The following is a 24,852-nucleotide window of genomic DNA, read 5'->3' on the forward strand; positions in this document are numbered from 1 at the left end:
CCGCGGGTGGACATCGGATTGCGGAGACCGGCCATCCGAGCCAGAACCTGAGTTATCTTGCTTTCAGGCGACAGGTCAGGTGCCGCTTCGGAGTCCCTAGCTCCGAACGGGATGCCAGACCGGTCGTGCTTCGTCCGAAGACCCTAACCCGAGGGGTGATACAGACGATGACTTCATCGTTCCCGAGCGGAACCGAGTGCACCCTCACTCGTCATCCGCATTCCGTTTCCGACTGCTCCGGCACGCGTTCTTCCCTGCGTGCCCCACGTCCGGCTCTGCGCGCGGTCACCCGCCGTGCCTCCGACCGGTCCCTCTCCTCCGTTGCATCCGCTTCCGGGCCCGGAGGCCGGTGAGTCATGGCACTCACCGGTCGCCGTCTCGAGGTCGACCGGATCGCGACCCTCGCTGTACTCCCTCGTGAGTCCGCGATGGTCGTCGTCGGCGACCCTGGTTCCGGACGCAGCAGCGTCCTCGACGCGGTGTCCAACCGCGTCTCCCTCCCCGTCGTACGCGTCGGAGTGAACGGGAGTGAGTCCCACTGGCCCCTGGCCGGCGTGACCTCGCTCTTCACCGCACTCGACGATCCCCGTGCGACGGCCCACATCGCGCACCTCCTCCAGGGGAGCGCACCCGTCGACCGGCAGACGCCGGGGCTGGCGGCAGCGCACGACTTCCTCGACGCCGTGCACGCCCTCACCCTGCCGCCGACGCTCGTGCTGATCGACGACCTCGACCGCATGGACGTGGAGAGCCAGGAGCTCATCGCGTTCCTCGCGTCGCGGCTCGCCGGTACGGCACTGCGCGTCGTCGCCACGGTCCGCACCGTGCCGCCGGCCGGACCGCTCGCGGCCCTGCCGACGCTCCGGATCGAACCGCTGCCCTCGGACGAAGCACTCGTGCTCGCCCGTGACATGGCTCCGGAAGACGCGAACGAGGGTGTCCTCGCCGTCCTCGCCGAGGAGACCGGTGGCAACCCCGGCGCACTGCGCGAGCAGCTCGCCGTGCTCAGTCGCGAGCAGCTGAACGGCTCCGAGCCGCTCGTGCTGCCGCTCCGACCGACCCCGACCACCGAGGCCATCGCGGCCCTGGTGCTCGGTTCCGCAGCAGGACGCGATCTGGACGTCCTGGCGCGGTTGGCCCTCGTCCCCGTGGCGAAGACCACCGGTTGGGACCGCGACGAGCTCGACGACCTGGCACACGCCGGACTCACGACCGTCAAGGGGCAGACCGTCTCGGTCCGCGATCCCCTGGTCCGTTCCGCGCTGTACTGGCGGATGCCGGCACGGGACCGTCGGGCCGCGCACACGGAACTCGCCGCGGCGAGCGCCGAGTCCGACCCGCGTGCGGCCGCGTGGCACCGCAGCTTCGTCGATGACGTCCCGGACGTGGTCGCACTGCTCCGTGCAGCCCGCTCGTACGTCGTGGACGGCAACGCCCAGGCCGCGGTCGTGCTCACCGAACGCGCCCTGCACATCGGTTCCGGGCACGAGGACGAGCACGCGGCGCTCCTCGGTGTCGCCGAGGCCCTGCTCGCGAACCGGCTGCTCGGCTTCGCCGCGCGGTACCTCGCCGCGATCCGGCCGTTCCGAGCGACCGCGGACGAGACCCGGCGGCTCCGGCTGTCGTACTCGGTGCAGTACCTCAGCGGCGACGCCGTGCACGCGGACGAGCTCCTCGTGCCGGTCGACCCCGAGAACGCCGCCGAGGCGGACGCGCTCAGCGGACTCCTCGCGATGGTCGCCTCCTTCCGGGCCGAGGCCTGGGAGCTCGACCACGCCAGGGACCTCCTCGCCCGGGCCGAGCCGCTCAAGGGGTCCGCGTCCGCGCACACCCTGGAGATCACCGGGACCGTGCACGAGCTCATCGCCGCGGTCGACGGGACCCTCCCGGCCGACACGGCCCTGCACGACGGGCTGTCCACCGCGACGCTGGTCGGCATGTCCGACCCGGCGCTGCTGCTGCTCGCCCACGCGTTGAGCATCGCCGAGCGGTACCGGAGCGCACGCCGCGTGTTCGCCCTCGTCCTCGCACGGGGACAGCAGGCCATGCCGGTCTGGACCGAGGCCGCGCGCTACCTGTCCGCCGAGAACGAGGTGCGCTCCGGGAACTTCCGGCAGGCGCTCCGCGCGATCGACGTGTGGGAAGCCGGGTCGTCGGTGGTCGAACGGCTCCGCGAGCCGTCCCGTGCCATCGCCCTGGCCTGGCGGCACTTCGCCGAGGGGCGCTCCCCCGAGGCGCTCGAGGTCATCGACCGGTGCCTCGCGCAGCGCTCCACGAACCGACTGTGGGGTGCGACCGCCAAGCTGCACGCCCTCCGCGGCCGGGTGCTGCTGCTCGACGGTCGGCTCGACGAGGCGGCGGCATCGCTCGAGGCGGCGGACGCGATCGGTCGTTCCCTGCGGAACCCGGCGCTGCTCCGGCACCTCGGCGACCTGGTGGAGGCGTACACGCGACTCGACCGGATCGACGACGCCCGGGCGATCGCCGCACGGTTGGCGGCGGACCACCACGCCCGCCCGTCGCGCTGGGGCGCCCTCGTCCTGGCGCGGAGCCTCGCGCTGGTCGCGGACGACACCACCCGTGACACCGCGCGTCGCCGTGCACTGGAGCTGTTCCAGCCGCACGACTCGCAGTTCGAACGTGCTCGGACCTTCGCGGCGCTCGCCGCCGTGGGGACCCCGGCGGAGCGTCCGCGTCTCGGTGCGGCCGCTGCGGCGGCGTACGAGGCGGCGGGGCTCCGGCGTCCGCTGGCCACCCCGGCCGCGACGGTCGCGATGCCGGTCTTCGGCTCGCCGACGTCGCTCCGGTCCGGGCCGGTGCTGTCCGCGCAGATGCCCGGGACGCCGCGCAGCGCGCCGGACGCCTCGGCGGTGCTCACCTCGCTCACCGCGGAGGAGCGCGCCGTCGTGCAGAAGGTGACGGAGGGGTACCGCAACCGCGAGATCGCCTCGTCGCTCTTCATGTCGCAGCGGACGGTGGAGCTGCGGCTGACGCAGATCTACCGCAAGGTGGGAGCGCGCTCGCGTTCGCACCTGGTCGCGCTGCTCACGTAGTCGAGACGCGACCCACCACCGGACGGGAGGCGCGGTGCCAGCTGGCACCGCGCCTCCCGTTCGTCGTCGGTGCGGGCCGTGGATGCGGGTTGCGGGACTCCGCACGCCCTGTCCTCCGAACGGGGGACCGCTCGCGGTGAACCGCAAGAGCGGGCGACGACCGTTGCCGTGTCACCGACCGGCGGGTGATGCTTCTCGTGCACCGACCGCCGTGCTCCTCAGGGAGCCCGCCCGTGGTACCCCGTCCGGTACCCGAACCGTCGGCCCACGAACGCCGTCGTCCGTCCTCGCCTGATCCGAGGACGGGCGGCGGCCCGGGCTGGCGGACCGGACGCACGGCAGACCCGACGGCGGTCGGTGCCGCAAGGCTCCTCCCTCCCCCACCCGAGCTGCTCCTCCCACCCGAAGGGAAACCAGATGTGCGGCATCATCGCGGCCCGCGTCACCGACGACGCGTCCCCCTACCTGCTCGACGGACTCGAACGACTCGAGTACCGCGGGTACGACTCGGCGGGCATCGCCGTCCGGACCGCCCACGGCGGCACCGAGACCATCCGGTCCGTGTCCCGTGTCGGTGACCTGCGCACGCTCGTCGCCGCACGCTCCGGCGACGCGCTGACGGGGGTCGGCATCGGGCACACCCGGTGGGCGACGCACGGCGTCGTGCGGGAGTCGAACGCGCACCCGCACGCCGACTGCTCAGGCCGGATCAGCATCGTGCACAACGGCATCGTCGAGAACGCCGACCGGCTCCGTGCGACGCTCGAGCGCCAGGGCCACGTGTTCTCGTCGGACGTCGACTCCGAGGTCATCGCGCACCTCGTCGAGCGGGCGCTCGCGGTGGACCCGGACCTCATGCTCGCGGTGCAGATCGCGACCGCGCAGCTCGAGGGCTCGTGGGCGATCGTGGTGCTCGACGCCCGGGACGGCCGCATGGTCGTCGCCGCCGAGCGCTCCCCCCTCGTCGTCGCACGGTCCGCCCGCGGCGACTTCGTGGCGAGCGACATCGGGGCGATCGCCGAGTGGTGCGAGACCTTCGTGGCGCTCCGCGACGGCGACGTCGTCGAACTCGGCGAGGCCTGGACGTGGTCGTCCTCCGGCGTCACGGTCCCCGTGCCCTTCCCGACGCCGTCCCCGTTCGCCGCGACCGCGCTCGACCTCGGCGACCACCCGGACCACATGGCGAAGGAGATCGAGGAGCAGCCGGAGGTCGTCGCCTCGATCCTCGACCGGGTCGCCCGCCGGGCCGCGGACGGCAGCATGTGGGTCGGCCTGGGGCTCCCCGGGTTCCACCGACTGGCGATCGTCGCGTGCGGCACCTCGCTCAACGCCGGGCAGGTGATCGCCACCGCGCTGCGCGGGATCGGCGGCGTGCCGACGGACATCGTCGTCGCGAGCGAGGCCGACCAGGCGGTGCTCGGCCCGGGCACGCTCGTGGTCGCCATCAGCCAGTCCGGCGAGACCGCCGACGTCCTCCGCGCGCTCGACCGCTTCGAGGACCGGCACCCGGTGCTCGCGCTCACGAACAACGTGCACTCCTCCCTGGCCCGACGGGCGGACGCCGTGCTCGACTGCCACGCCGGCCCGGAGATCGGTGTCGCCGCGACGAAGACGTTCACCGCGCAGGTCGTCGTCGGCGTCGCCGCGGTGATCTCCGCGCTCGTCGCCTCGGGTCGGATCGACGGCGAACGCGCGGCCGCGCTCGTCGGCGAGCTCTCCGACCTCCCCGCCCGCATCGACCACGCCGCCGCGATCGCCGCCGACCGCATCCCGCTGCTCGTCTCGAGCGTCAAGGACGCAACCGGCTTCCTCTTCCTCGGCCGCGGCGCCGGGCTGCCCTACGCGGCCGAGGGCGCGCTCAAGCTCAAGGAGCTCAGCTACCGCTGGGCCGAGGCCTACCCGGCCGGCGAGCTGAAGCACGGCCCGCTCGCCCTCGTCGACGAGGGGACCCCGGTCGTCGTCATCGACCACGGCGACCACCGACTGCAGGCGAACATCGCCGAGGTCCGTGCCCGCGGCGGGTTCGTCATCACGATCGGCGGCGAGGGGTCGGACATCCCCGCACTCGGCCGGCGCATCGTCGGCGACCTCGCCTGGGGTCGCGCGACCGCACCGTGGGGTCCGCTCGAGGCCGTCGTCCCGCTGCAGATGCTCGCCCGCGAGCTCGCGCTCCAGCTGGGGTGCGACGTGGACAAGCCGAGGAACCTCGCCAAGTCGGTGACGGTCGAATAGCCAGGCACACGCGTTTCAACCGCCTGACGGTGTTCCTCGCCGTCCTCACGGCGCTCGCCATCGTCGCGACGGTCATCGTGATCGCCGCGACGCTGGTGCCGTCGTTGCTCCCCCAGGGTCTTGCCGGGTTCGTCACGGGCGGTGCTGCGATCCTGGTCCCTTGACCACCGCAGCCCCGCCCCTCGTCGTCGTCGCGCTCCTCGTGGGCGCGGTCCTGCCGTTCGTGCCGTTCGTCGGCCGGGTGGCGCGCATCGCCGCGACGATCGCGCACGAGGTCGGGCACGCCGTCGTCGTCGTGCCGTTCGGCGGACGCATCCAGCGCATCGAGCTGCACCCGGACGGCTCGGGCGAGGCCTGGGTCCAGCTCGGTCGCGTCCCCGGCGCGATCCGGTGGCTCGTGCGGATCGTCAACCTCTACGCCGGCTACAGCGCGCCGCTCTGGGCCGGCGTGCTGCTCGTGACCGGGGTGCTGCACGGGTCGAGGTGGGTGCCCGTCGTGGTCCTCGGCGTCGTCGGGCTCGTCGCGCTCGCGTTCGTGCGGAACTGGTTCGGGATCCTCGTGGTCCTCGGCTTCGACGCGCTCGCGCTCTGGGTCGCCCTGCGCCCGTCCGAGACGACCGTGCTCGTGGTCGCCGCGGTCGGTGCGTTCTTCGTCGTGGACGGGCTGCGCTCGGTGGTGCAGGTCGCCCGGTGGCTCGCGACCGGGGCCCGTGTGCAGACCGACTTCCACATCGCCGCGGCCGAGATGCGGGTGCCGGCGACGGTGTGGTTCGTGCTGTTCGTCGCCGTGAACGCCGCCGCGGTGTGGCTCGCGCGCGGTCCGCTGCTCGAGGTGTGGGCGACCGTCTCAGACGGGGTCCGCGCGCTGTTCTGACGCGTGCGGCGGCGGGCGGCGGGCCGTGGGCCGTGGGCCGTGGGCCGTGGCCGACTCGGAACGACATCGTCGCCGTCGTACGACATCGACGTCGTCGCACCCCCGCGCGCGCAACAGTTGCGCACGCGCGGCAACGACGAGCCCGCTGTCGTACGACATCGACGTCGTCGCAACCCCGCGCGCGCAACGACCGATGCGACGATGGCACGGTGCACCTCGACGACGTGACCACCGCCCTCGCCGCGACGACCGCTCCGCACCGCGACCGCTTCCTCGCGTTCGTGCGGGCCAACGGCGACGCGGCACTCCGACGCGACGGCGGCCCGGAGCACCTCACCGCGTCGTGTTTCGTGTTCTCGCCCGACCTCGGGAGCGTGCTGCTGTGCCTGCACCGCAAGGGCCGGTTCTGGGCGCAGTTCGGTGGACACCTCGAACCGGGCGACCGCGACCTCGCCGATGCCGCCCGTCGCGAGGCCCGCGAGGAGTCCGGCATCGCCGACCTCGACCTGCTCGACGCCTCCGTGGCCGACCTCGACCGGCACGACCTGCACGGGGGCTTCGCCTGCGCCGCGCACTGGGACGTCGGCTTCGTCGCCGTGGTCGATCCCGCTCGGACGACCACCGTCAGCGACGAGAGCGACGACGTCCGGTGGTTCGCCCTCGACGCACTGCCCGAGGGCCTCGCGCCCGGGCTGCCCGCACGCCTGGCCGCGGTGGTCGCCACGGTCGCGCACCGCGACTGACACCGGACTGGAGGCGCGGGTCGGCGCCGACCCGCGCCTCCAGTCCGGTGCGTGCGCACCTTCCGACGTGACACGCGTCGATCGACGGGTGCAGTGTCGCGATCGCCGCGCGAACGCGCCCGCCGCCCGCCGTAACGGAACGCCGCAAACGGGAACCGTGGGGAGAAGCCTGCGAGAGTACCGGCACGACGACGGCAGGAGGTGTCCCGTGACGGACGAGGCGCACGGTTTCGCGACCGAGCAGGTGCACGGCGGGTTCCAGCCCGACCAGGGCCACGGTGCGAGGGTCCCCGCGATCCACATGTCCTCGGGCTTCCTGTTCGACGACTTCGACCAGGCCCGCGACCGCTTCGCCGGGACCGACGACGGCTACACCTACACGCGGCTCGGCAACCCCACGAACGCCGACGTCGAGCGCCGGGTCGCGCTGCTCGAGCGCGGCGTCGAGGCGATCCTGGTGGGCAGTGGGCAGGCCGCCGCCACCGTCGCGTTCCTCGGCATCCTGCAGGCCGGGGACCACGTCGTCGCGGCGCGCAGCATCTACGAGGGCACCAAGGGCCTGCTCGTGCAGAACCTCGGACGCCTCGGGATCGAGGTCGACTTCGTCGCGGACCAGCGCGACCTCGACGAGTGGGCGCGACTCGTCCGACCGAACACGAAGGCGTTCTTCGCCGAGACGATCCCGAACCCGAAGAACGACGTCCTCGACATCACCGGCGTCGCCGACACCGCGCACCGTGCGGGTGTGCCGCTCATCGTCGACAACACCCTCGCGACGCCGTACCTCGTGCGCCCGGTCGACCACGGTGCCGACATCGTCGTCCACTCGGCGTCGAAGTTCCTCTCCGGCCACGGTGCCGGGCTCGGCGGCGTGGTCGTCGACGGCGGCACCTTCGACTGGTCGGCGACTCCGGACCGCTGGGTGCACCTGACCAGCCCGGAACGGTCGCTCGGCGGCGAGAGCTACGTCGAGCGCTACGGCAGCCGCGCGTTCGTCGTCTTCGCACGCGACGTCGTCGCCTCGCGCATCGGCCCGACGCCCTCCCCCTTCAACTCCTTCCTGCTCCGCCAGGGCATCGAGACGCTGTCGCTGCGCGTGGAACGCCACAGCGCGAACGCGCTGGCCGTCGCGTCCTTCCTGGAGCAGCAGCCGGAGGTGACGAGCGTCGACTACGCGGGTCTCGCCTCCAGTCCGTTCCACGACCTCGCCCAGCGCTACCTGCCGCGCGGTGCCGGGTCCGTCTTCGCGTTCACGCTGGACGGCGGCGAAGCCGCCGCGCGGACCTTCATCGACAGCGTCCAGCTGTTCAGCCGGATGACCCACCTCGGTGACGTCCGCTCGCTGATCCTGCACCCCGCCACCACGACGCACGCCGGCAAGACGCCCCAGGAACGGGCCGACCAGGGCATCGACGACGGCCTCATCCGCCTGTCGGTCGGCATCGAGGACGTCGCGGACCTGGTCCGCGACCTGTCGCGCGGGTTCGCCGCGTTGCGCGGCGCGGGGGCGGGCGCTGTCGGCGCTGTCGGCCAGGAGGCGCGGGTCGGCTCCGACTCGGAGCTCGCCTCCCTCGAACACGCCGTTCCCGGCAACCACGTCATCGCGGAGGAACTCTAGGCAATGGCCGGACTGCAGCACTTCGGGTACTTCTTCTCGCGCGGGTTCGGCCCGCAGGCGTGGGGCCGGTCCGACTGGGACTGGGGGCACGACTGGACGAAGCCCGACCTGTACCAGCAGTCCGTCCGCGCCCTCGAGCAGGCCGGCATGGACCTCGTCATCGCCGAGGACGCGATCTCGCTCGGCAACCCGTCGACGCTCGACCTGCGGATCCGGCAGGCGTACGGCGGCCCGAAGCACGACCCGCTCCTGCTCGCGCCGTACCTGTTCGCCGCGACCTCGCACATCGGCATCGCCCCGACCGTGAACGCCGGGTTCACTCCGCCGTACCTCGCCGCTCTGCAGTTCGCGACGCTCGCGCACCTCTCCGGCGACCGCTTCGGCGTCAACGTCGTGACGGACACCGGGAGCGCTCGGCACGCCGGGCTCGCTCCGCTCCCGCACGACGCGGCGTACGACCGCGCCGAGGAGTGGTTGCAGCTCGTGCGGCGGCTCTGGCACTCGTGGGGTTCCGGGTACGTCGGGGACCGCTCCGACTGGCACTTCGCCGACGGCGACGCCCTCGACGCGTTCCACCACGAGGGCGCCTACTTCACCGCGGACGGCCCGCTCAACGCCCTCCCGCTCGACTCCGACCCGATCGTGGTCTCCCCCGGTGGCTCCGGCCGCGGGCTCGGGTTCGCCGGCACGCACTCGGACGTGCAGCTCGCGCTCGCACCGCTGTCCGCGGCAGCCGTGCGGGACTACCGCGCGCGGGTGCTCTCCGCCGCGGCCGACGCCGGACGCACTGCCGACGCCCTGCGGATCCTGTTCGTCCTCAAGCCCGAGATCGTGTCGTCGGCGGCCGAGGCGGACCGCGTCGTCGACGCCTCCCGGCACCCGTCCGACGACGACCTCCGCACCGCGGCGATCGCGTGGTCGAGCGACTCCGAGACGGACCTGCTCGCGCTCGACCTCGACGCGCCGATCCCGGCGGGGACGTTCGGCGACCACGTCTCGGCCGGCACCATCCGCGGCCTCGTCGGCGACACCCCCGACGCACCGCTGCGCACGCTCCTGGAGCGCAAGGCCCGGAAGGGTCGGGTGTCCTCGCGCGAGGGCTTCGTCGGGACCGCCGACGAGTTCGCGGACTTCATCGAGGAGCTCGGCGCGGACGCCGACAACGACGGCATCATCTTCTCGGGCGACCTGCACCCGGCGCAGGTCTACCGGATGCTCGGCGACCTCGTGCCGGTGCTCCGGCGCCGTGGGCTCCTGCGACGGGAGTACGGCGCCGGAGGCATCCGGCAGAACCTGTTCGACTTCTGAGACCGCGCGCCCAGTGGCGCGGGTCCTAGTGGTGGACGGGCTCCACGACGCCGCTCTCCTCGACGTCTCGGACGTCCTCGGCGGTGCGGAGGATCTCGTCGCGGTCGGACGCCGAGTTGATCGCCCAGTAGTAGATCACCAGGGAGAACACCGCCACCACGACGATGTCGATCCACAGCGGGAACACCGGGTGCGTCAGCGGGCCGAAGTCGCTGAGGAACACGATGAGCCCCATGCCGATCAGGTACGGCAGCAGCCACTGGGCCGCCTTCCAGTCCCAGCGCGGGCGGACGCTCGAGGCGCCGCGGAACACGTTGTTCAGGATGATCACCACGGCACCGATGAGGATCGCGACCCCGAGCTTCCAGTCGGTGTCCCACCCGGTCCAGAGGATGATGAGGTTCGCGACGACGAACGCGATCGGTGAGAGCAGCGTCGCGGCCGGCATCCGGTAGGGGCGCTCGACCTCGGGGATCCGCTTCCGGAACGCGCCGAGGGCCAACGGTGCACCCGCGTACATCAGGACGGACGCACTCGTGATGAGGCTGACCAGCCCCTGCCACGATGGGAACGGCGCGAAGCACGCGCACCCGACGACGAACGCCACGATGAGGCCGACCCAGGGCACGCCCTGCTTCGTCGTCCACTCGAAGGCCTTCGGGAAGTACCCGTTGCGGCTGAGCCCGTACGAGATGCGGCTCGTGGCCGTCACGTAGATGAGGCCGGTGCCGGCGGGCGAGATGATCGCATCGATGAAGATGACCACGGCGAGCCAGGTGATGCCGGCCGCCATCGCGATGTCGGCGAACGGTCCGGTGTACTTCGTGAAGTCCGCGGTCGCCCACGAGCCCTGGATCGCGTCGGAACGCAGGACGCCGAGGAACACGATCTGGAGCAGCAGGTAGATCACGAGGCCGATGAGCACCGAGCCGATGACGGCGCGCGGGATGTCCCGCTTCGGGTTCTTGGCCTCGCCGGCGAGCTGGTCCGCCTGCTCGAAGCCGAGGAACGCGAAGATGATGCCCGACGTCGACACCGCGGCGAGGATGCCCTTCGCACCCTCGGGCATGAAGCCGTCCGCCGCCGTGAAGTTCGAGCCGTGGAACCCGCTGAACGCCAGGACGATGATGACCAGCAGGGGGATGGCGACCTTCCACCAGGTCGCCGCGGAGTTCGTGTTCGCGAGGATCTTCACGCTGAGCATGTTGATCACCGTGACGACGGCCATCAGGACGATCGCGACCGCGATCCCGGCGCCGGTCAGCAGCTGCTGGGTCTCCCCCTCGATGACCACGGTGTGCAGCCACGGGTGGGCGAACTGCCAGTGCTGTGCGTACTTGATCATCGCCTCGACCTCGATCGGGGCGACCGTCACGGACTGCAGCCACGAGAACCACCCGAAGGAGGCGCCGGCGATGCCGCCGAAGGCGATGTGGGGGAACCGCGCTGTTCCACCCGCGATCGGGAACATGCCGCCGAGCTCGGCGTGCACGAGTGCGAGGACGAGGATCGCCACCCCTCCGATGAGCCACGAGATGATCGCGGCGGGCCCGGCGGTCTTCAGGGCCTCCTGCGAACCGAAGAGCCAGCCGGAGCCGATGATCGACCCCGTCGAGGCCCAGATGAGCCCGATGAAGCCGACGTTGCGCTTGAGGCCGGAGTCCGGCAGCGCCTGTGTCGTTGTAGCCACTGTTGCTCCTGTCGATGAGCGCCGCCCCTCGGACGGGGGCTGCGCTCATCGACTCTGGCACCGTGACAGCACTTTGGTCGGATTGTTTAACACAATGGAAACAAACGTGCTGTACAAGCCCTCAGGCTACTTCTTCTCGGGCTTCTTCTTGCTCTTCTTGTCCGACTTCTTCTTCTCGTCCTGCTTCTTGTCCGACTTCTTGTCGTGCTTCTTCTTCGCGTCCTGCTTCTTGCCGGACTTCTTCTTGTCGGACTTCTGCTTGCCCTTCTTGTCCGGCTCGGGCTCGGGCTCGGGCGACTCGACCCCGTCGACGGGCTCGACCACCACCGCGCTCCCCGTGTCGGCGAGGACGTCGACCTCGTGCTCCTCGAGCGTCGGCGCGAGCGCGTCCTCCACCCGCTCGACGACGATCGACGCACCGTCCTCGGCGAGCCGGACGAGCGCCTGGGCTGCCCGGACGCGGGTCGTCGTCTTCCGGGCGAGCACGTCGGCGCGGGCACCCTCGAGGAAGGCACGGAGCGACCGTTCGACCACCGAACGGCCCCGCGGCGCCGAACGGTCGAGGCGGTCGAGCTCACCGGCCACACCGGAGACGTCGTCCTCGACGTGCTCGTGCCGCACGGACTCGATGAGCGCGGCGATCGCGGCCGCCCCACGCTCGACGGCTGCGGATCGCTGGTCGAGCACGACGAGCATCTCGATCACCGCGCCGTACGTCACCGTCTCGAGGCGGACCGGCTCGGCCCCACGCCCGCGGATGACCAACCGGGCGTCCGGCGTCGGCAGCCACGCGGCCAGCGCAGCGACGGTCGCGACCGAGCCCACCGCCCGCTCGTAGTCGGCGAGCACCACTCGCTCCTGCTCGCGCAGACGGACTCGGATCGCGATCTCCTGCACCACGTGGACCTCCCGTTCGTGGGCACGGGCGTGTTCCCGCGCCTGCTGCGGATCGTAGTCCTCGGAGGTGGCGGGACAGCGAACGCCCCGGCATCGTCCGGGGACGGTGTCGGGGCGTTCGGTGTGGCAGTGCGTGACAGCGGTGCGGCGTCCGACGAATGGTGGAGATGGGGGGAATCGAACCCCCGTCCATCGCTGCAATTCGACGTCTTCTACGGGCGTATCCGGATGGTTCGTTCTGCTCGGCCCCGTCCTTTGCTACCGGCTTCTAGGACGACGGGCCCAGTCTCAGTGCAAGTCCCGCACGGCCCTGAGGCGCAACCGTGCAGCAAGTCCTCTGGATGACGCCGGAACTCAGGTTAGAAGACGATCACCTGGCCGACGGACTTCATGTGCTGGGCTGCTTACGCAGCGAGAGCGAAGTCAGTGCGCTTGGAATTGGCACTTGTTGTTTTCCACGGATCGTTGACGAGATGACCGTGGGTCCTCGGCCCGCTTCCCGTCGGCACACAGGCAATGTCGAAACCGATCATCCCCATGCGGGCCGGACGTGCGAACCGCTGTCACGCTGTTGAGTTGCCAATGCTCCGATCGGAGCAGTCCCTCAGTCTAGCCGACCGAGGTGCGACCGCGCTACTCGCCGACGCGGTTCCGGGTGCGCATGGCCCGCTCGGCCTCGCGCTTGTCCGTCTTCTCGCGCAGGGCCTGGCGCTTGTCGAACTCCCGCTTGCCCTTCGCGACCGCGATCTCCACCTTGGCCCGGCCGTCGTGGAAGTAGATCTGCAACGGCACGAGGGTGTAGCCGCCCTGCGCCGTCTTGTGCGAGATCTTCACGATCTGCTGCTTGTGGAGGAGCAGCTTCCGCTTGCGCCGGGGAGCGTGGTTGTTCCACGTGCCCTCGGTGTACTCGGGGATGTGCACGGCGTCGAGCCAGGCTTCGCCGCCGTCGATGAAGGCGTACCCGTCGACGAGCGAGGCGCGCCCTTCGCGGAGGGACTTCACCTCGGTGCCGGACAACACCATGCCGGCCTCGTACGTGTCCTCGATCAGGTAGTCGTGACGCGCGCGACGGTTCGTCGCCACGATCTTCTCGCCGCGTTCCTTCGCCATGCGTGTCTCCTTCCGTGCGGTCGCTGCGGATGCGCAGCCCTACAGACTACCCAACGCGCGGCGTCCACCGCACCTTCCCGGCGCGCCGCCCGCGCCGGGCCGGTGTCGGCCGCCGCCGAGACTCGGCCACGCGGACACTTCCGCGGCACCGGAGGCACGAAAGTGTCCGCCGGCCCGAGACTCGGCCAGCACGACCGCCGACGCGTCAGACCTTCAGGTAGCGGCGGATCGCGACGAAGGCGGACAGTCCCGCCAGCACGATGCCGATCACGATCACCGACGGCACCACGACGGCCGCGTCCCCCATGCCGATGAACGCCGTGCCCGAGAACCGCTGCGCGAGGTAGTTCCGCACGAAGAACCAGACCACCGCAGTGATCGCGCCACCGGCCAGGACGGCCCCGATGGCAGCGGCGATCACCCCCTCGAGCACGAAGGGTGTCTGGATGAACCGGTTCGACGCCCCCACCAGGCGCATGATGCCGAGCTCTCGCCGTCGACTGAACGCGGACAACCGGATCGTGGTGGCGATGAGCAGCACGGCGGCGACGAGCATGAGCGCCGCGATGCCGATCGCCGTGTACGACGAGGCGTTGAGCAGGTTGAAGATCGGTTGCAGGTACCCGCGCTGGTCGACCACGCTCTGCACGCCGGCGACCTTCGACAGGCTCTCGACGAGGACGTCCGCCTGCGACGGGTTCTTCAGGTTCACCCAGAACGTCTCGTTGAGGTACTCGGGCTTGACGAACTCCGTCGCCGGCGAGTCCTTGAACTGCTGTTTGAACCGGTCGTACGCCTGGTCCTGGTCCTCGTAGTACGTCTTCTCGATGTACGGCTTGAGGGTCGACGAGTCGAGCTGCTCCTGGACCTGCTTGCGCTGGTCGTCGGTGGCCTTGGCGCCCGTGCAGTTACCAGTGGTGTCGGTGTCGGTGCAGAGGTAGACCGCGACCTGCGCCCGGTCGTACCAGTACCCCTTCATCTGGTTGATCTGCATCTGGAGCAGGATCGCGGTGCCGACGAAGGTGAGCGAGATGAAGGTCACGAGGACGACGGACACGACCATGGACGCGTTGCGCCGCAGGCCCGAGCCGACCTCGGACATGACGAGCCCGAGCCTCATCGGATGATCCCCGGGATGGTCTGGATGCCGGTGGTGTTCGAGACGCCCGCGCGCTGGATCGGCACAGCCTGGGTCTGGTAGCCGCCGGACTGCTCGTCGCGCAGGATGGTCCCGTTCGAGAGCTCGATGACGCGGCGCTGCATCTGGTTGACGATGCTGGCGTCGTGGGTCGCCATGAGCACGGTGGTGCCTCCCTGGTTGATGCGTTCGAGGAGCGCCATGATGCCGGCCGAGGTCGTCGGGTCGAGGTTGCCGGTGGGCTCGTCGGCGAGGAGGATCGCCGGCTTGTTGACGACGGCTCGGGCGATCGCCACGCGCTGCTGCTCACCGCCGGAGAGTTCGTGCGGCATGCGGGTCGCCTTGCCGGCGAGGCCCACGAGCTTCAGCACGTCGGTGACGGCCTCGCTGATGAAGCCCTTGCTCTTGCCGATCACCTGCAGCGAGAACGCGACGTTGTCGAACACGTTCTTGTTCGGCAGGAGCCGGAAGTCCTGGAAGACCACGCCGAGGTTGCGACGGAAGTACGGGACCTTGCGCGACGACAGGGCGCCGAGCCGCTGCCCGAGCACGTGGATCTGCCCGCGCGACGGCTTCTCCTCCTTCAGCACGAGGCGGAGGAAGCTGGACTTGCCGGACCCGGACGCGCCCACGAGGAAGACGAACTCCCCCTTGAGGATCTCGAGGGAGATGGCGTCGAGGGCGGGGCTCGGGTTGCCCGAGTACACCTTGGTGACCTGGTCGAATTTGATCATGACCGGATCAGGGTAGGTCGCGTCGCCCGGAAATCAACCGAGGCGCGCGGCTCAGGAATCGTCGGATTGCTTGCGCCAGCGGATGCCCGCGTTGATGAACCCGTCGAGGTCACCGTCGAACACGGCTGAGGGGTTGTTCACCTCGTGCTCGCTCCGCAGGTCCTTGACCATCTGGTACGGCGCCAGCACGTACGAGCGGATCTGGTCGCCCCAGCTCGCCGTGATGTTGCCGGCCAGTTCCTTCTTCTTCGCGTTCTCCTCTTCCTTCTTGAGGAGCAGGAGGCGCGACTGCAGCACGCGCATGGCGGCGGCACGGTTCTGGATCTGGGACTTCTCGTTCTGCATCGAGACGACGGTGCCGGTCGGGATGTGGGTCAGGCGGACCGCGGAGTCCGTCGTGTTGACCGACTGCCCACCGGGGCCCGACGAGCGGAACACGTCGACGCGGATGTCGTTCTCGGGGATGTCGATCGACTCGGTCTCCGGCATGAGCGGGATGACCTCGACCGCGGCGAACGACGTCTGCCGCTTGCCCGCGGCGCCGAACGGCGACATCCGGACGAGGCGGTGGGTGCCGGCCTCGACCGACAGGGTGCCGAACGCGTGCGGGGCGTCGACCTCGAACGTGGCGGACTTGATGCCCGCTTCTTCCGCGTAGGACGTGTCCATCACGGTGGTCTTGTAGCCGTGCTGCTCCGAGTAGCGGAGGTACATGCGCAGCAGCATCTCGGCGAAGTCCGCGGCGTCGACACCACCGGCACCGGCACGGATCGTGATGACCGCGGGGCGGTCGTCGTACTCACCGTCGAGGAGCGTCTGCACCTCGAGGTCGCCCATCGTCTTCTGGATCGCCTTGAGCTCGGCAGCAGCTTCGTCGGCGGAGTCCTGGTCGTCGGCCTCGTTCGCCATCTCGACCAACACCTCGAGGTCGTCGATGCGGCGCTCGGTGTCGGTGATCTTCTTCAGCTCCGACTGCCGGTGCGAGAGCGCGCTCGTCACCTGCTGCGCGTGCTCGACGTCGTCCCAGAGGTCCTGGGCCCCGGCCTGCTCGCTGAGGTCGGCGATCTCACGCTGCAGGCGGTCGACGTCGACCACCGAGCGGATGTTGCCGAAGGTCTCGCGGAGGGCGGAGAGCTGCTCGGTGAAGTCCAGTTCGACCATGATCACCGATCCTACCGGTGCTTCCCAGCCCGGGAGGCGCGGCTCGGCCCCGGTGGACCGGTCAGCGTCCCAGGAGCGGTTCCCTCGACGCCATCCCCGCGGCTCCGGCGCGCGCCACCGCGTCCGGCAGGGCGGCGAGGAACGCGTCGACGTCGGCGTCGGTCGTGGTGTGCCCGAGCGTGATCCGGAGCGCACCGCGGGCGTCCTGCTCCGACAGGCCCATGGCGAGCAGGACGTGCGAGGCCTCGGGCACGCCGGCTTGGCACGCCGAACCGGTCGACACGGCGACCCCGGCCGCGTCGAGCAGGAAGAGCAGCGAGTCCCCCTCGCAGCCCGGGAACGTGAAGTGCGCGTTGCCGGGGAGTCGGTCGACCGGGTCCCCCATCAGCACCGCGGTGGGCACCGCTGCCCGCACCCCGGCGACGAGCCGGTCCCGCAGCGCCCGGACGTCCGCGTGCGGCATCGCGGCCGCGACCCCGAAGGCCGCCGCTGCCGGGGCGTCCTGCGTCCCGCTCCGCACCTGGCGCTGCTGCCCGCCCCCGTGGATGAGCGGCTCGACGGTCGCACGACGGCCGAGCACGAGCGCGCCGATGCCGACCGGGCCGCCGATCTTGTGCGCCGACACGCTCAACGCGTCGAGCCCGGAGGCGGCGAACGACACCGGTACCTGGCCGTACGCGGCGACCGCGTCGCTGTGGACGGGCACGCCCGCGGCGTGCGCGAGCTCGACGATCCGCGACACCGGCGCGATCGTGCCGACCTCGTTGTTCGCCCACAGGAACGTGACCAGGGCGACGTCCGAGGCGTCGGCGAGCCGCGCCTCCAGGGCAACCAGGTCGACGCGACCCTGCGCGTCCAACGGGACCACGTCGACGACCGCGCCCTCGTGGCGCTCGAGCCACTCGACGGTGTCGACCGTCGCGTGGTGCTCCCCGCCGGGGACGACGATGCGCGGGCGCGGACGGTCCTGCTGCCGCGCCCAGAACATGCCCTTCACGGCGAGGTTGATGCTCTCGGTGCCGCCGGAGGTGAAGACGACCTCGACCGGGTCGGCGTCGAGCGAGGCGGCGACGGCGGCGCGGCCGTCCTCGAGCAGCATCTTCGCCTGCTGCCCCGCGCTGTGGATCGACGACGGGTTGCCGACGGTGCCGAGCGCGGCGGTGAACGCGGCGAGCGCTTCCGGCAGGATCGGCGTCGTCGCGGCGTGGTCGAGGTAGACCGGCATCTGCACCCCCTGAACGAGCGTTTCCAGGATACTCGTCGGTCCTCGTACCCTTGGTGCCATGCACGAGACGGCGATCGACGAGACCCCGGGGTTCCTCCTGACCGCCGACGTCCCGCGGTTCTCGGTGCGGACGGCGACGGCGACGGCCGTGTCGGTCGTGGTCGACGGCCGCGGCACGTTCCCGCTGACGCGGTCCGGCGACGTCTGGGCGGGTGCCGTGCCGGGAGTCGAACCCGGGGACACGTACCACCTGCTCGTGGACGGTCCCGCCGGTCCGTTCGACGAGTTCGACGCGGAGCGTCCGCTGCTCGACCCGTACGCCCGTGGGATCGTGCGCGGCACCGGACCACGCTGGACGGGTGTCGTGGTCGACGACGCGTTCGACTGGGGCGGGGTGGTCAAGCCGACGACGCCGCTCGACCGGGTCGTCGTGTACGAGGCGAACGTCCGGACCCTGACCGCGACGAACCCGGCCGTCCCGGAGGACCTCCGCGGCACGTACGCCGGCGTCGCCCACGAGAGCACCATCGCGCACCTGCACCGGATCGGCGTGACCACGCTCGAGCTGCTGCCCGTGCACGCCTTCGACACCGAACGGTGGCTGCGGGACGCCGGACGCGAGAACGCCTGGGGCTACAACACGCTCGGGTTCTTCGCGCCGCACGCGGCCCACGCCTCCCCCGGTGCGCGGGCCGAGGGCGCCTCCGCGGTGCTGCGCGAGTTCAAGGGCATGGTCCGGCTCCTGCACGCCGCCGGGATCCAGGTCGTCCTCGACGTCGTCTACAACCACACCGCGGAAGAGGGCCTCGGCGGCCCGACGACCTCGCTCCGGGGCATCGACGGGGCGAACCGCTACCGGTGGACCGCCGACGGCGCCTCGTACTACGACACCACCGGCTGCGGCAACACCCTCGACACCTCGGTCGAGGCCACGGCCGACCTCATCGTCGACAGCCTGCGCTACTGGGCGCGCGAGGTGCAGGTCGACGGGTTCCGGTTCGACCTGATGGCGGCGCTCGGCCGCGACGCCGACCACGTGTTCGACCCGTCGCACCCGCTGCTCGAGCGGATCCGGAACCACCCGGACCTGCAGGACACCCTGGTCATCGCCGAACCGTGGGACGTCGGACCGGACGGGTGGAAGACGGGCTCGTTCGGCGCGCGGACGAGCGAGTGGAACGACGGCTTCCGGAACACCGTGCGGCAGTTCTGGCTCACCGACATCGCCGAGGAGCGACGCCACGGCGCCCCCGCCACCGGCATCGGCGCGCTCGCCGGGGCCCTGACCGGCTCGCGCCACCTCTTCGACACGGCACGCGGGCCGCTCGCCGGCATCAACTTCGTCACCGCCCACGACGGCTTCACCCTGCTCGACCTGGTGTCGTACGACGGCAAGCACAACGAGGCGAACGGCGAGGAGAACCGCGACGGCTCGAACGACAACCGCTCGTTCAACCACGGCATCGAGGGCGACACCGCCGACCGCGGCGTGCGGGCGGCGCGGGGCCGATCGATGCGGAACCTCGTCGCGACGCTCATGCTCTCCGCGGGCGTGCCGATGCTCACCGCCGGCGACGAGCGGAGCCGGACGCAGCACGGCAACAACAACGCCTACGTCGTGTCCGAGGACCTCACCCCGGTCGACTGGTCGGACGACGAGGACGCCGAGGCGATGACCGAGGCCGTCTCGGCGCTCGCACGGCTCCGCGCCGCGCACCCCGCGCTCCGGCCGACCCGGTTCGGCGTCGAGGGGCAGGAGACCCCCGGCGCGTCCCGGATGTCCTGGTACGGGCCCGACGGCCACCCGATGACGGCCGAGGGGTGGGACCAGCCGATCCACCGCGCACTGCAGTACTTCGTCGAGTCGACGCCGGAGCACGAGCCGTTCGACCGCGTCCTCGTGGTGGTGCACGGCAGCGGGCGCACGCGGGACATGACGCTGCCCGTGCGCGAGGACGTGCTCGGATACCGGCTCGCCTGGTCCAGCGAGAAGCACCGCGACCACGAGCGGCTCCGGCCCGCGGGTCAGGTGTTCACGGCGTACGGGCCGGGCATCCACGTGTTCGAGATCGCCTGACGGCGGCCCGTCCAGGAGGCGCGGGTCGGCTCCGGCACGACGGTCGCGCGGTGCTCCTCCACAGCGCCACGGCGCGCCCGGGTCTCCACGGACGGCACGTTCCGGGGAACGCGGAGGCGCTCGCCGGGTAGCGTCGGCTCCGTGGCCACTGCAGACCGACCCCGCCGACCGAAGATCGGGCGCATCCCGATCACCGAGCTCGCCCCCACGACGCCCAACGGGTTCCCCGGCAAGGCGTTCGACGGCGAGGTGATCACGTTCGGTGCGACCGTCTTCCGCGAAGGGCACGGTGTCATCGGCGCCGACCTCGTCCTCGAACGACCGGACGGCGGCACCCGGACGGTCCCGATGGTGCTCGTCGCCCCGGGCACCGACCGCTACGAAGCGACCGTCCAGGTCGACCACACCGGCGTGTGGACGTGGCACGTCGAGTCCTACGCCGACGACTGGTCGTCCTGGCTGCACGGTGCCCGCCTGAAGATCGCCGCGGGCGTCGACACCGAGGCCACCCTGCTCGACGGGGCGGCGCTCCTCGACCGACTCGCCGACGAGACCGACTCCCCCGCCGCCACGCGTGCGGCGGCGCGCATCCGCGACACCGACCTCGACCCGGCCGAACGACTCGCCGCCGTCGACGACCCGCGCATCACGGGCGAGGTCGAAGAAGCGCCGCTCACCTCGCTCCGGACGCACTCGCCCACGCAGTTGCTCGACGTCGAGCGCACCCGCGCCGGTGTCGGCGCCTGGTACGAGTTCTTCCCCCGCAGCGAAGGCGCGAAGAAGAACCCCGACGGCTCGTGGAAGAGCGGCGACTTCCGCACCGCGGCACGACGGCTCCCGGGTGTCGCCCGCATGGGCTTCGACGTGGTGTACCTCCCGCCGATCCACCCCATCGGCACGACCGCGCGCAAGGGCCCGAACAACACGCTCACCCCCGGCCCGCACGACCCCGGCAGCCCGTGGGCCATCGGCGGCCCCGACGGCGGGCACGACGCCATCCACCCGGACCTCGGCACCGAGGACGACTTCCGCGACTTCGTCGAGACGGCGAAGAACACCGGGATGGAGGTCGCGCTCGACTTCGCCCTGCAGTGCTCGCCCGACCACCCCTGGGTCACCGAGCACCCCGAGTGGTTCACGGTGCGCGCGGACGGCTCCATCGCCACGGCCGAGAACCCGCCGAAGCGCTACCAGGACATCTACCCGATCCAGTTCGACACCGACCCCGAGGGGATCGTCGCCGAGGTCCTGCGGGTCCTGCGCCACTGGATCGCACTCGGCATCCGGATCTTCCGCGTGGACAACCCGCACACCAAGCCGCTCTGGTTCTGGGAGCGGGTCATCCGCGAGATCCGCGACGAGCACCCCGACACCGTGTTCCTCGCCGAGGCGTTCACGCGCCCGGCGATGATGCGCGCCCTCGCCGAGGTCGGGTTCCAGCAGTCGTACTCGTACTTCACGTGGCGGAACTCGAAGGACGAGATCGCCGACTACTTCGACGAGCTCTCGCACGAGACGAGCGCCTACCTGCGTCCGAACCTGTTCGTGAACACGCCCGACATCCTCACCGAGTACCTGCAGTTCGGCGGCCGCGCCGGGTACAAGATCCGTGCGGCGCTCGCGGCCACCGGTGCGCCGACGTGGGGGATGTACTCCGGGTACGAGCTGTTCGAGGACGTCGCACGCCCCGGCTCGGAAGAGAACATCGACAACGAGAAGTACGAGTACAAGCCTCGTGACTTCGCCCTGGCCGAGGCCGAGGGTGCGAGCCTGGCGCCGTACGTGACGATGCTCAACCGCTTCCGGCAGGCGCACCCGGCGCTCCGCCAGCTCCGGAACCTGCACGTGCACGACGCCGAGGACCCGGCGATCGTCGTGTACTCCAAGCACCTGCCCGGACGGTTCATCCGCTCCGGGCGCGACGACACCGTGATCGTCGTCGCGAACGTCGACCCCCACTCGGCCCGTGAGACCACGGTCCACCTCGACCTCGCCGCCCTCGGCCTCGACCCGGAGCAGGCGTTCGACGTCCGCGACGTCGTGACCGGGCAGCGCTGGGTCTGGGGATCGTCGAACTACGTCCGCCTGGACGCGTTCCAGGAACCCGTGCACCTGCTCGTCGTGGAGGGACCCCACCGATGACCGACACCCACCCCGAGGACGACGCACCGACGGCAGCGCCGAACGACCGCGGGCAGGGGCCGAGCGTTCCGCCGGTGCCGCCGCCCCCGCCGCCCGAGCTGCCCCGCCGCATGCCGGCCGACACCCCGCGCCCGACGCACCCGGCACAGCACGTCGCGCCGGAGCCGCCGGCAGCCGGAGGACCGCGTCCGTCCGCCTCCCCGGAGCCCGCGGCCCCCCGCTACGAGCCGCGAGTCTCGGCGCCCGGCGAGGACCTGCCCGGTGCACCCCCGGCCCGACGGGAAGCGCCGGACCGCGACGTCGCCGAATCGGCCACGCTCGCCGGACACGCGTCCGACGCGGCCCACCCGCGGCACGTCACGGTCGAGGCGGTCGAGTCCGTCGAGTCCGTCGAGCGGTCCGCGGCCGCCGGTGACGGCACAGGAGGCGCGACCGGCGTCACGACGTCGGCCGACGCGGGCGACACGGACGGCCCCGGCAACGGGGCGGACGCGCCGACCAGCGAAGGCGGCAGCCCGCTCGCCGCGACGAGCGAGGCGGGGTCGACCCGCGCCTCCCGTCCGGCCGACACTACGCCGGAGACGACCGGCCCGCGTCCCGCCCCCGTCGAGGAGTGGCTCCGCCAGCAGGTCGCCGAGGCCCGCTGGTCCCAGCCCCACGACGTCCTCGGACCGCACCCCGTCGACGGCGGCACGAGCGTCCGGGTGGTCCGCCACCTCGCGACCGCCGTGCGGATCGTCCGACCGGACGGCGACGACGTCGAGCTCACGCACGAGGGCGACGGCCTCTGGGCCGGCGCGACCCCCGGCGAGCTCGGACGGTACCGGGTCGAGGCCGACTACGACCCGGACCCGTCGACCGACAGCGACGACATCACCTGGACGACCGACGACGCGTACCGGTTCCCCCCGACGATCGGCGAGCTCGACCTGCACCTCTTCGGCGAGGGCCGTGACGAGCAGCTGTGGCACCACCTCGGCGCGCACGTCACCACGGTCGACGGCGTGGACGGCGTCTCGTTCACGCTCTGGGCCCCGCGGGCGACCGCAGCCCGGGTGATCGGTGACTTCGAGGGCTGGGAAGGCCGCACCACCGCGATGCGTCGCCTGACCGACCTCGGTGTCTGGGAGCTGTTCTGGCCCGGCGCCCTCGTCGGTCAGCGGTACAAGTTCCAGCTCCTCACCGACTCCGGCTGGGTGGAGCGGGCCGACCCGTTCGCCCGGCGGACCGAGGTCCCGCCGCTGACCGCCTCCGTGATCGACGAGTCGCACCACGAGTGGTCCGACGGCGACGCGCAGTGGATGGAGCACCGGGCACGGACGACCACGCACGACCGTCCGATGAGCGTCTACGAGGTCCACCTCGGTTCGTGGCGTCCGGGGCTGTCCTACCGCGAGGTCGCCGACCAACTCATCGGCCACGTCCAGTACACGGGCTTCACCCACGTGCAGTTCCTGCCGCTCGCCGAGCACCCCTTCGGCGGATCGTGGGGCTACCAGGTCACGGGCTACTACGCCCCGACTGCCCGGTTCGGCTCCCCCGACGACCTCCGGTACCTCGTCGACCGGCTGCACTCCGCCGGCATCGGCGTGATCATGGACTGGGTCCCCGGGCACTTCCCGAAGGACGAGTGGGCCCTGGCGAAGTTCGACGGCTACGCGCTGTTCGAGCACCCGGACCCCCGCCGTGGCGAGCAGCTCGACTGGGGCACGTACGTGTTCGACTTCGGACAGCCGCAGGTCCGCAACTTCCTCGTCGCGAACGCGCTCTACTGGCTCGAGGAGTTCCACATCGACGGGCTTCGCGTGGACGCCGTCGCCTCGATGCTGTACCTCGACTACTCGCGCACCGAGTGGCTGCCGAACATCCACGGCGGACGCGAGAACCTCGAGGCGATCTCGTTCCTGCAGGAGACGAACGCGACCGCGTACAAGCGCTACCCGGGCATCGTGATGATCGCCGAGGAGAGCACCTCGTGGCCGGGCGTCACGCAGCCGACCAGCGCGGGCGGGCTCGGGTTCGGCCAGAAGTGGAACATGGGCTGGATGCACGACACCCTGCAGTACATCGAGCGCGACCCGGCGTACCGGAGCTACCACCACGACGAGATCACCTTCTCGTTCGTGTACGCGTTCAGCGAGCAGTTCACCCTGCCGATCAGCCACGACGAGGTCGTGCACGGCAAGGGATCGCTCTACGGCAAGATGCCCGGCGACGAGTGGCAGAAGCTCGCGAACGTGGCGGGCCTACCTCGCGTTCATGTGGGCGCACCCCGGCAAGCAGCTGCTCTTCATGGGGCAGGAGTTCGCCCAGCCCAGCGAGTGGTCCGAGGCACGCGGGCTGGACTGGTGGCTCCTCGACGACCCGGGGCACCGCGGTGTGCAGGACCTCGTGTCCTCGCTCAACCGGGTGTACCGCGAGACGCCGGCGCTCTGGACGCACGACGCCACGGCCGACGGCTTCGAGTGGATCGAGGGTGGCGACGCACCGCACTCGACGCTCGGGTTCCTGCGGAAGGACGGCGACGACCGGCTCGCGGTGTTCGTGAACTTCTCCGGTGTGCCGGTCGAGCGACGCTTCGGGTTGCCGGCGGCCGGTGCCTGGCACGAGGTCCTCAACACCGATGCCGCGGAGTACGGCGGGTCGGGCGTGGGGAACCTCGGCGTGGTCACGGCCGAGGACACCCCGTGGGCGGGGCGTCCGGCGTCCGCGCACCTCGTGGTGCCGCCGCTCGGCGCGGTCTGGCTGAAGCTGGCGCGCTAGCCGCACGCACGACACGGACGGGAGGCGCGGTGCCAGTCGGCACCGCGCCTCCCGTCCGTCGTGCGGTCGCGTCCCGGACGCGACCAC

Annotated in this window: 16 protein-coding genes, 1 other RNA gene and 1 pseudogene; 10 read left to right on the top strand and 8 right to left on the bottom strand. The window is 71.3% G+C overall.

The genetic code is table 11. The features are described from left to right. The first annotated feature begins 356 nt into the window (after positions 1-356). The 7 genes from QE359_RS15145 to QE359_RS15175 all read left to right on the top strand — a co-directional run bounded on the left by QE359_RS15145 (position 357) and on the right by QE359_RS15175 (position 9,828). Positions 357-3,053, top strand: a complete 2,697-nt coding sequence (locus tag QE359_RS15145) for a LuxR C-terminal-related transcriptional regulator (RefSeq protein WP_309779814.1) — start codon at positions 357-359, stop codon at positions 3,051-3,053. A gap of 417 nt (positions 3,054-3,470) precedes the next feature. Then, positions 3,471-5,285, top strand: a complete 1,815-nt coding sequence (glmS, locus tag QE359_RS15150; protein WP_309779815.1) for a glutamine--fructose-6-phosphate transaminase (isomerizing) — start codon at positions 3,471-3,473, stop codon at positions 5,283-5,285. Between the two features lie 29 nt (positions 5,286-5,314). Then, complete coding sequence (locus QE359_RS15155; RefSeq protein ID WP_302847773.1) at positions 5,315-5,449, top strand: hypothetical protein; 135 nt, start codon at positions 5,315-5,317, stop codon at positions 5,447-5,449. Further along, positions 5,446-6,159 carry a M50 family metallopeptidase gene (locus QE359_RS15160; protein ID WP_071302148.1) on the top strand — a complete coding sequence of 238 codons (714 nt, stop codon included), beginning with the start codon at positions 5,446-5,448 and terminating at the stop codon, positions 6,157-6,159. Before QE359_RS15155 ends, QE359_RS15160 begins: the two co-directional genes overlap by 4 nt. 209 nt (positions 6,160-6,368) lie before the next feature. Beyond that, the gene (locus tag QE359_RS15165) at positions 6,369-6,902 is read left to right on the top strand and encodes an NUDIX domain-containing protein (RefSeq protein WP_309779816.1); all 534 of its coding nucleotides are present in this window, start codon (positions 6,369-6,371) and stop codon (positions 6,900-6,902) included. A 208-nt stretch (positions 6,903-7,110) separates the two neighbouring features. Continuing rightward, positions 7,111-8,520 (top strand): PLP-dependent transferase, encoded by a 1,410-nt coding sequence (locus QE359_RS15170; RefSeq protein ID WP_309779817.1) that lies wholly within the window; start codon positions 7,111-7,113, stop codon positions 8,518-8,520. A 3-nt stretch (positions 8,521-8,523) separates the two neighbouring features. Next, a complete protein-coding gene (locus QE359_RS15175; RefSeq protein WP_309779818.1) occupies positions 8,524-9,828 on the top strand; it encodes an LLM class flavin-dependent oxidoreductase in 1,305 nt (434 codons plus the stop codon). A 25-nt stretch (positions 9,829-9,853) separates the two neighbouring features. On the opposite strand, the gene QE359_RS15180 is transcribed toward QE359_RS15175, so the two are convergent. From QE359_RS15180 to QE359_RS15215, 8 genes are all read right to left on the bottom strand, one after another. After that, positions 9,854-11,518, bottom strand: coding sequence for an APC family permease (locus QE359_RS15180; RefSeq protein WP_070416379.1), 1,665 nt, complete (start codon positions 11,516-11,518; stop codon positions 9,854-9,856). A 126-nt stretch (positions 11,519-11,644) separates the two neighbouring features. Beyond that, positions 11,645-12,418 (bottom strand): hypothetical protein, encoded by a 774-nt coding sequence (locus tag QE359_RS15185; protein ID WP_309779819.1) that lies wholly within the window; start codon positions 12,416-12,418, stop codon positions 11,645-11,647. Positions 12,419-12,574: 156 nt separating this feature from the next. Further along, positions 12,575-12,952: a transfer-messenger RNA gene (gene ssrA / locus QE359_RS15190) on the bottom strand. A 96-nt stretch (positions 12,953-13,048) separates the two neighbouring features. Further along, positions 13,049-13,525, bottom strand: a complete 477-nt coding sequence (gene smpB, locus QE359_RS15195; RefSeq protein WP_022907777.1) for an SsrA-binding protein SmpB — start codon at positions 13,523-13,525, stop codon at positions 13,049-13,051. 205 nt (positions 13,526-13,730) lie between these two features. After that, entirely contained in the window at positions 13,731-14,645 is a 915-nt protein-coding gene (ftsX, locus tag QE359_RS15200; protein ID WP_070416381.1) for a permease-like cell division protein FtsX, read from the bottom strand. Continuing rightward, positions 14,642-15,397: a cell division ATP-binding protein FtsE gene (ftsE, locus tag QE359_RS15205; RefSeq protein WP_070416382.1), complete on the bottom strand. Its 756-nt coding sequence runs from the start codon at positions 15,395-15,397 to the stop codon at positions 14,642-14,644. Before ftsE ends, ftsX begins: the two co-directional genes overlap by 4 nt. A gap of 51 nt (positions 15,398-15,448) precedes the next feature. Further along, complete coding sequence (gene prfB / locus QE359_RS15210; RefSeq protein WP_070419094.1) at positions 15,449-16,558, bottom strand: peptide chain release factor 2; 1,110 nt, start codon at positions 16,556-16,558, stop codon at positions 15,449-15,451. 61 nt (positions 16,559-16,619) lie between these two features. Beyond that, positions 16,620-17,783: a cysteine desulfurase family protein gene (locus QE359_RS15215; RefSeq protein WP_309779820.1), complete on the bottom strand. Its 1,164-nt coding sequence runs from the start codon at positions 17,781-17,783 to the stop codon at positions 16,620-16,622. 58 nt (positions 17,784-17,841) lie between these two features. Between QE359_RS15215 and QE359_RS15220 the strand changes: the two genes are divergently transcribed. From QE359_RS15220 to glgB, 3 genes and pseudogenes are all read left to right on the top strand, one after another. Next, the gene (locus QE359_RS15220; RefSeq protein WP_309779821.1) at positions 17,842-19,860 is read left to right on the top strand and encodes a glycogen debranching enzyme; all 2,019 of its coding nucleotides are present in this window, start codon (positions 17,842-17,844) and stop codon (positions 19,858-19,860) included. Between the two features lie 141 nt (positions 19,861-20,001). After that, on the top strand, positions 20,002-22,002 hold the full coding sequence (locus tag QE359_RS15225) for a maltotransferase domain-containing protein (RefSeq protein ID WP_309779822.1): 2,001 nt from the start codon (positions 20,002-20,004) through the stop codon (positions 22,000-22,002). 110 nt (positions 22,003-22,112) lie between these two features. After that, a pseudogene (gene glgB, locus QE359_RS15230) lies at positions 22,113-24,765 on the top strand (1,4-alpha-glucan branching protein GlgB). Positions 24,766-24,852: the final 87 nt, after the last annotated feature.

This window comes from Curtobacterium sp. SORGH_AS_0776 (assembly GCF_031453355.1).
In the GTDB taxonomy this organism is placed as follows: domain Bacteria; phylum Actinomycetota; class Actinomycetes; order Actinomycetales; family Microbacteriaceae; genus Curtobacterium.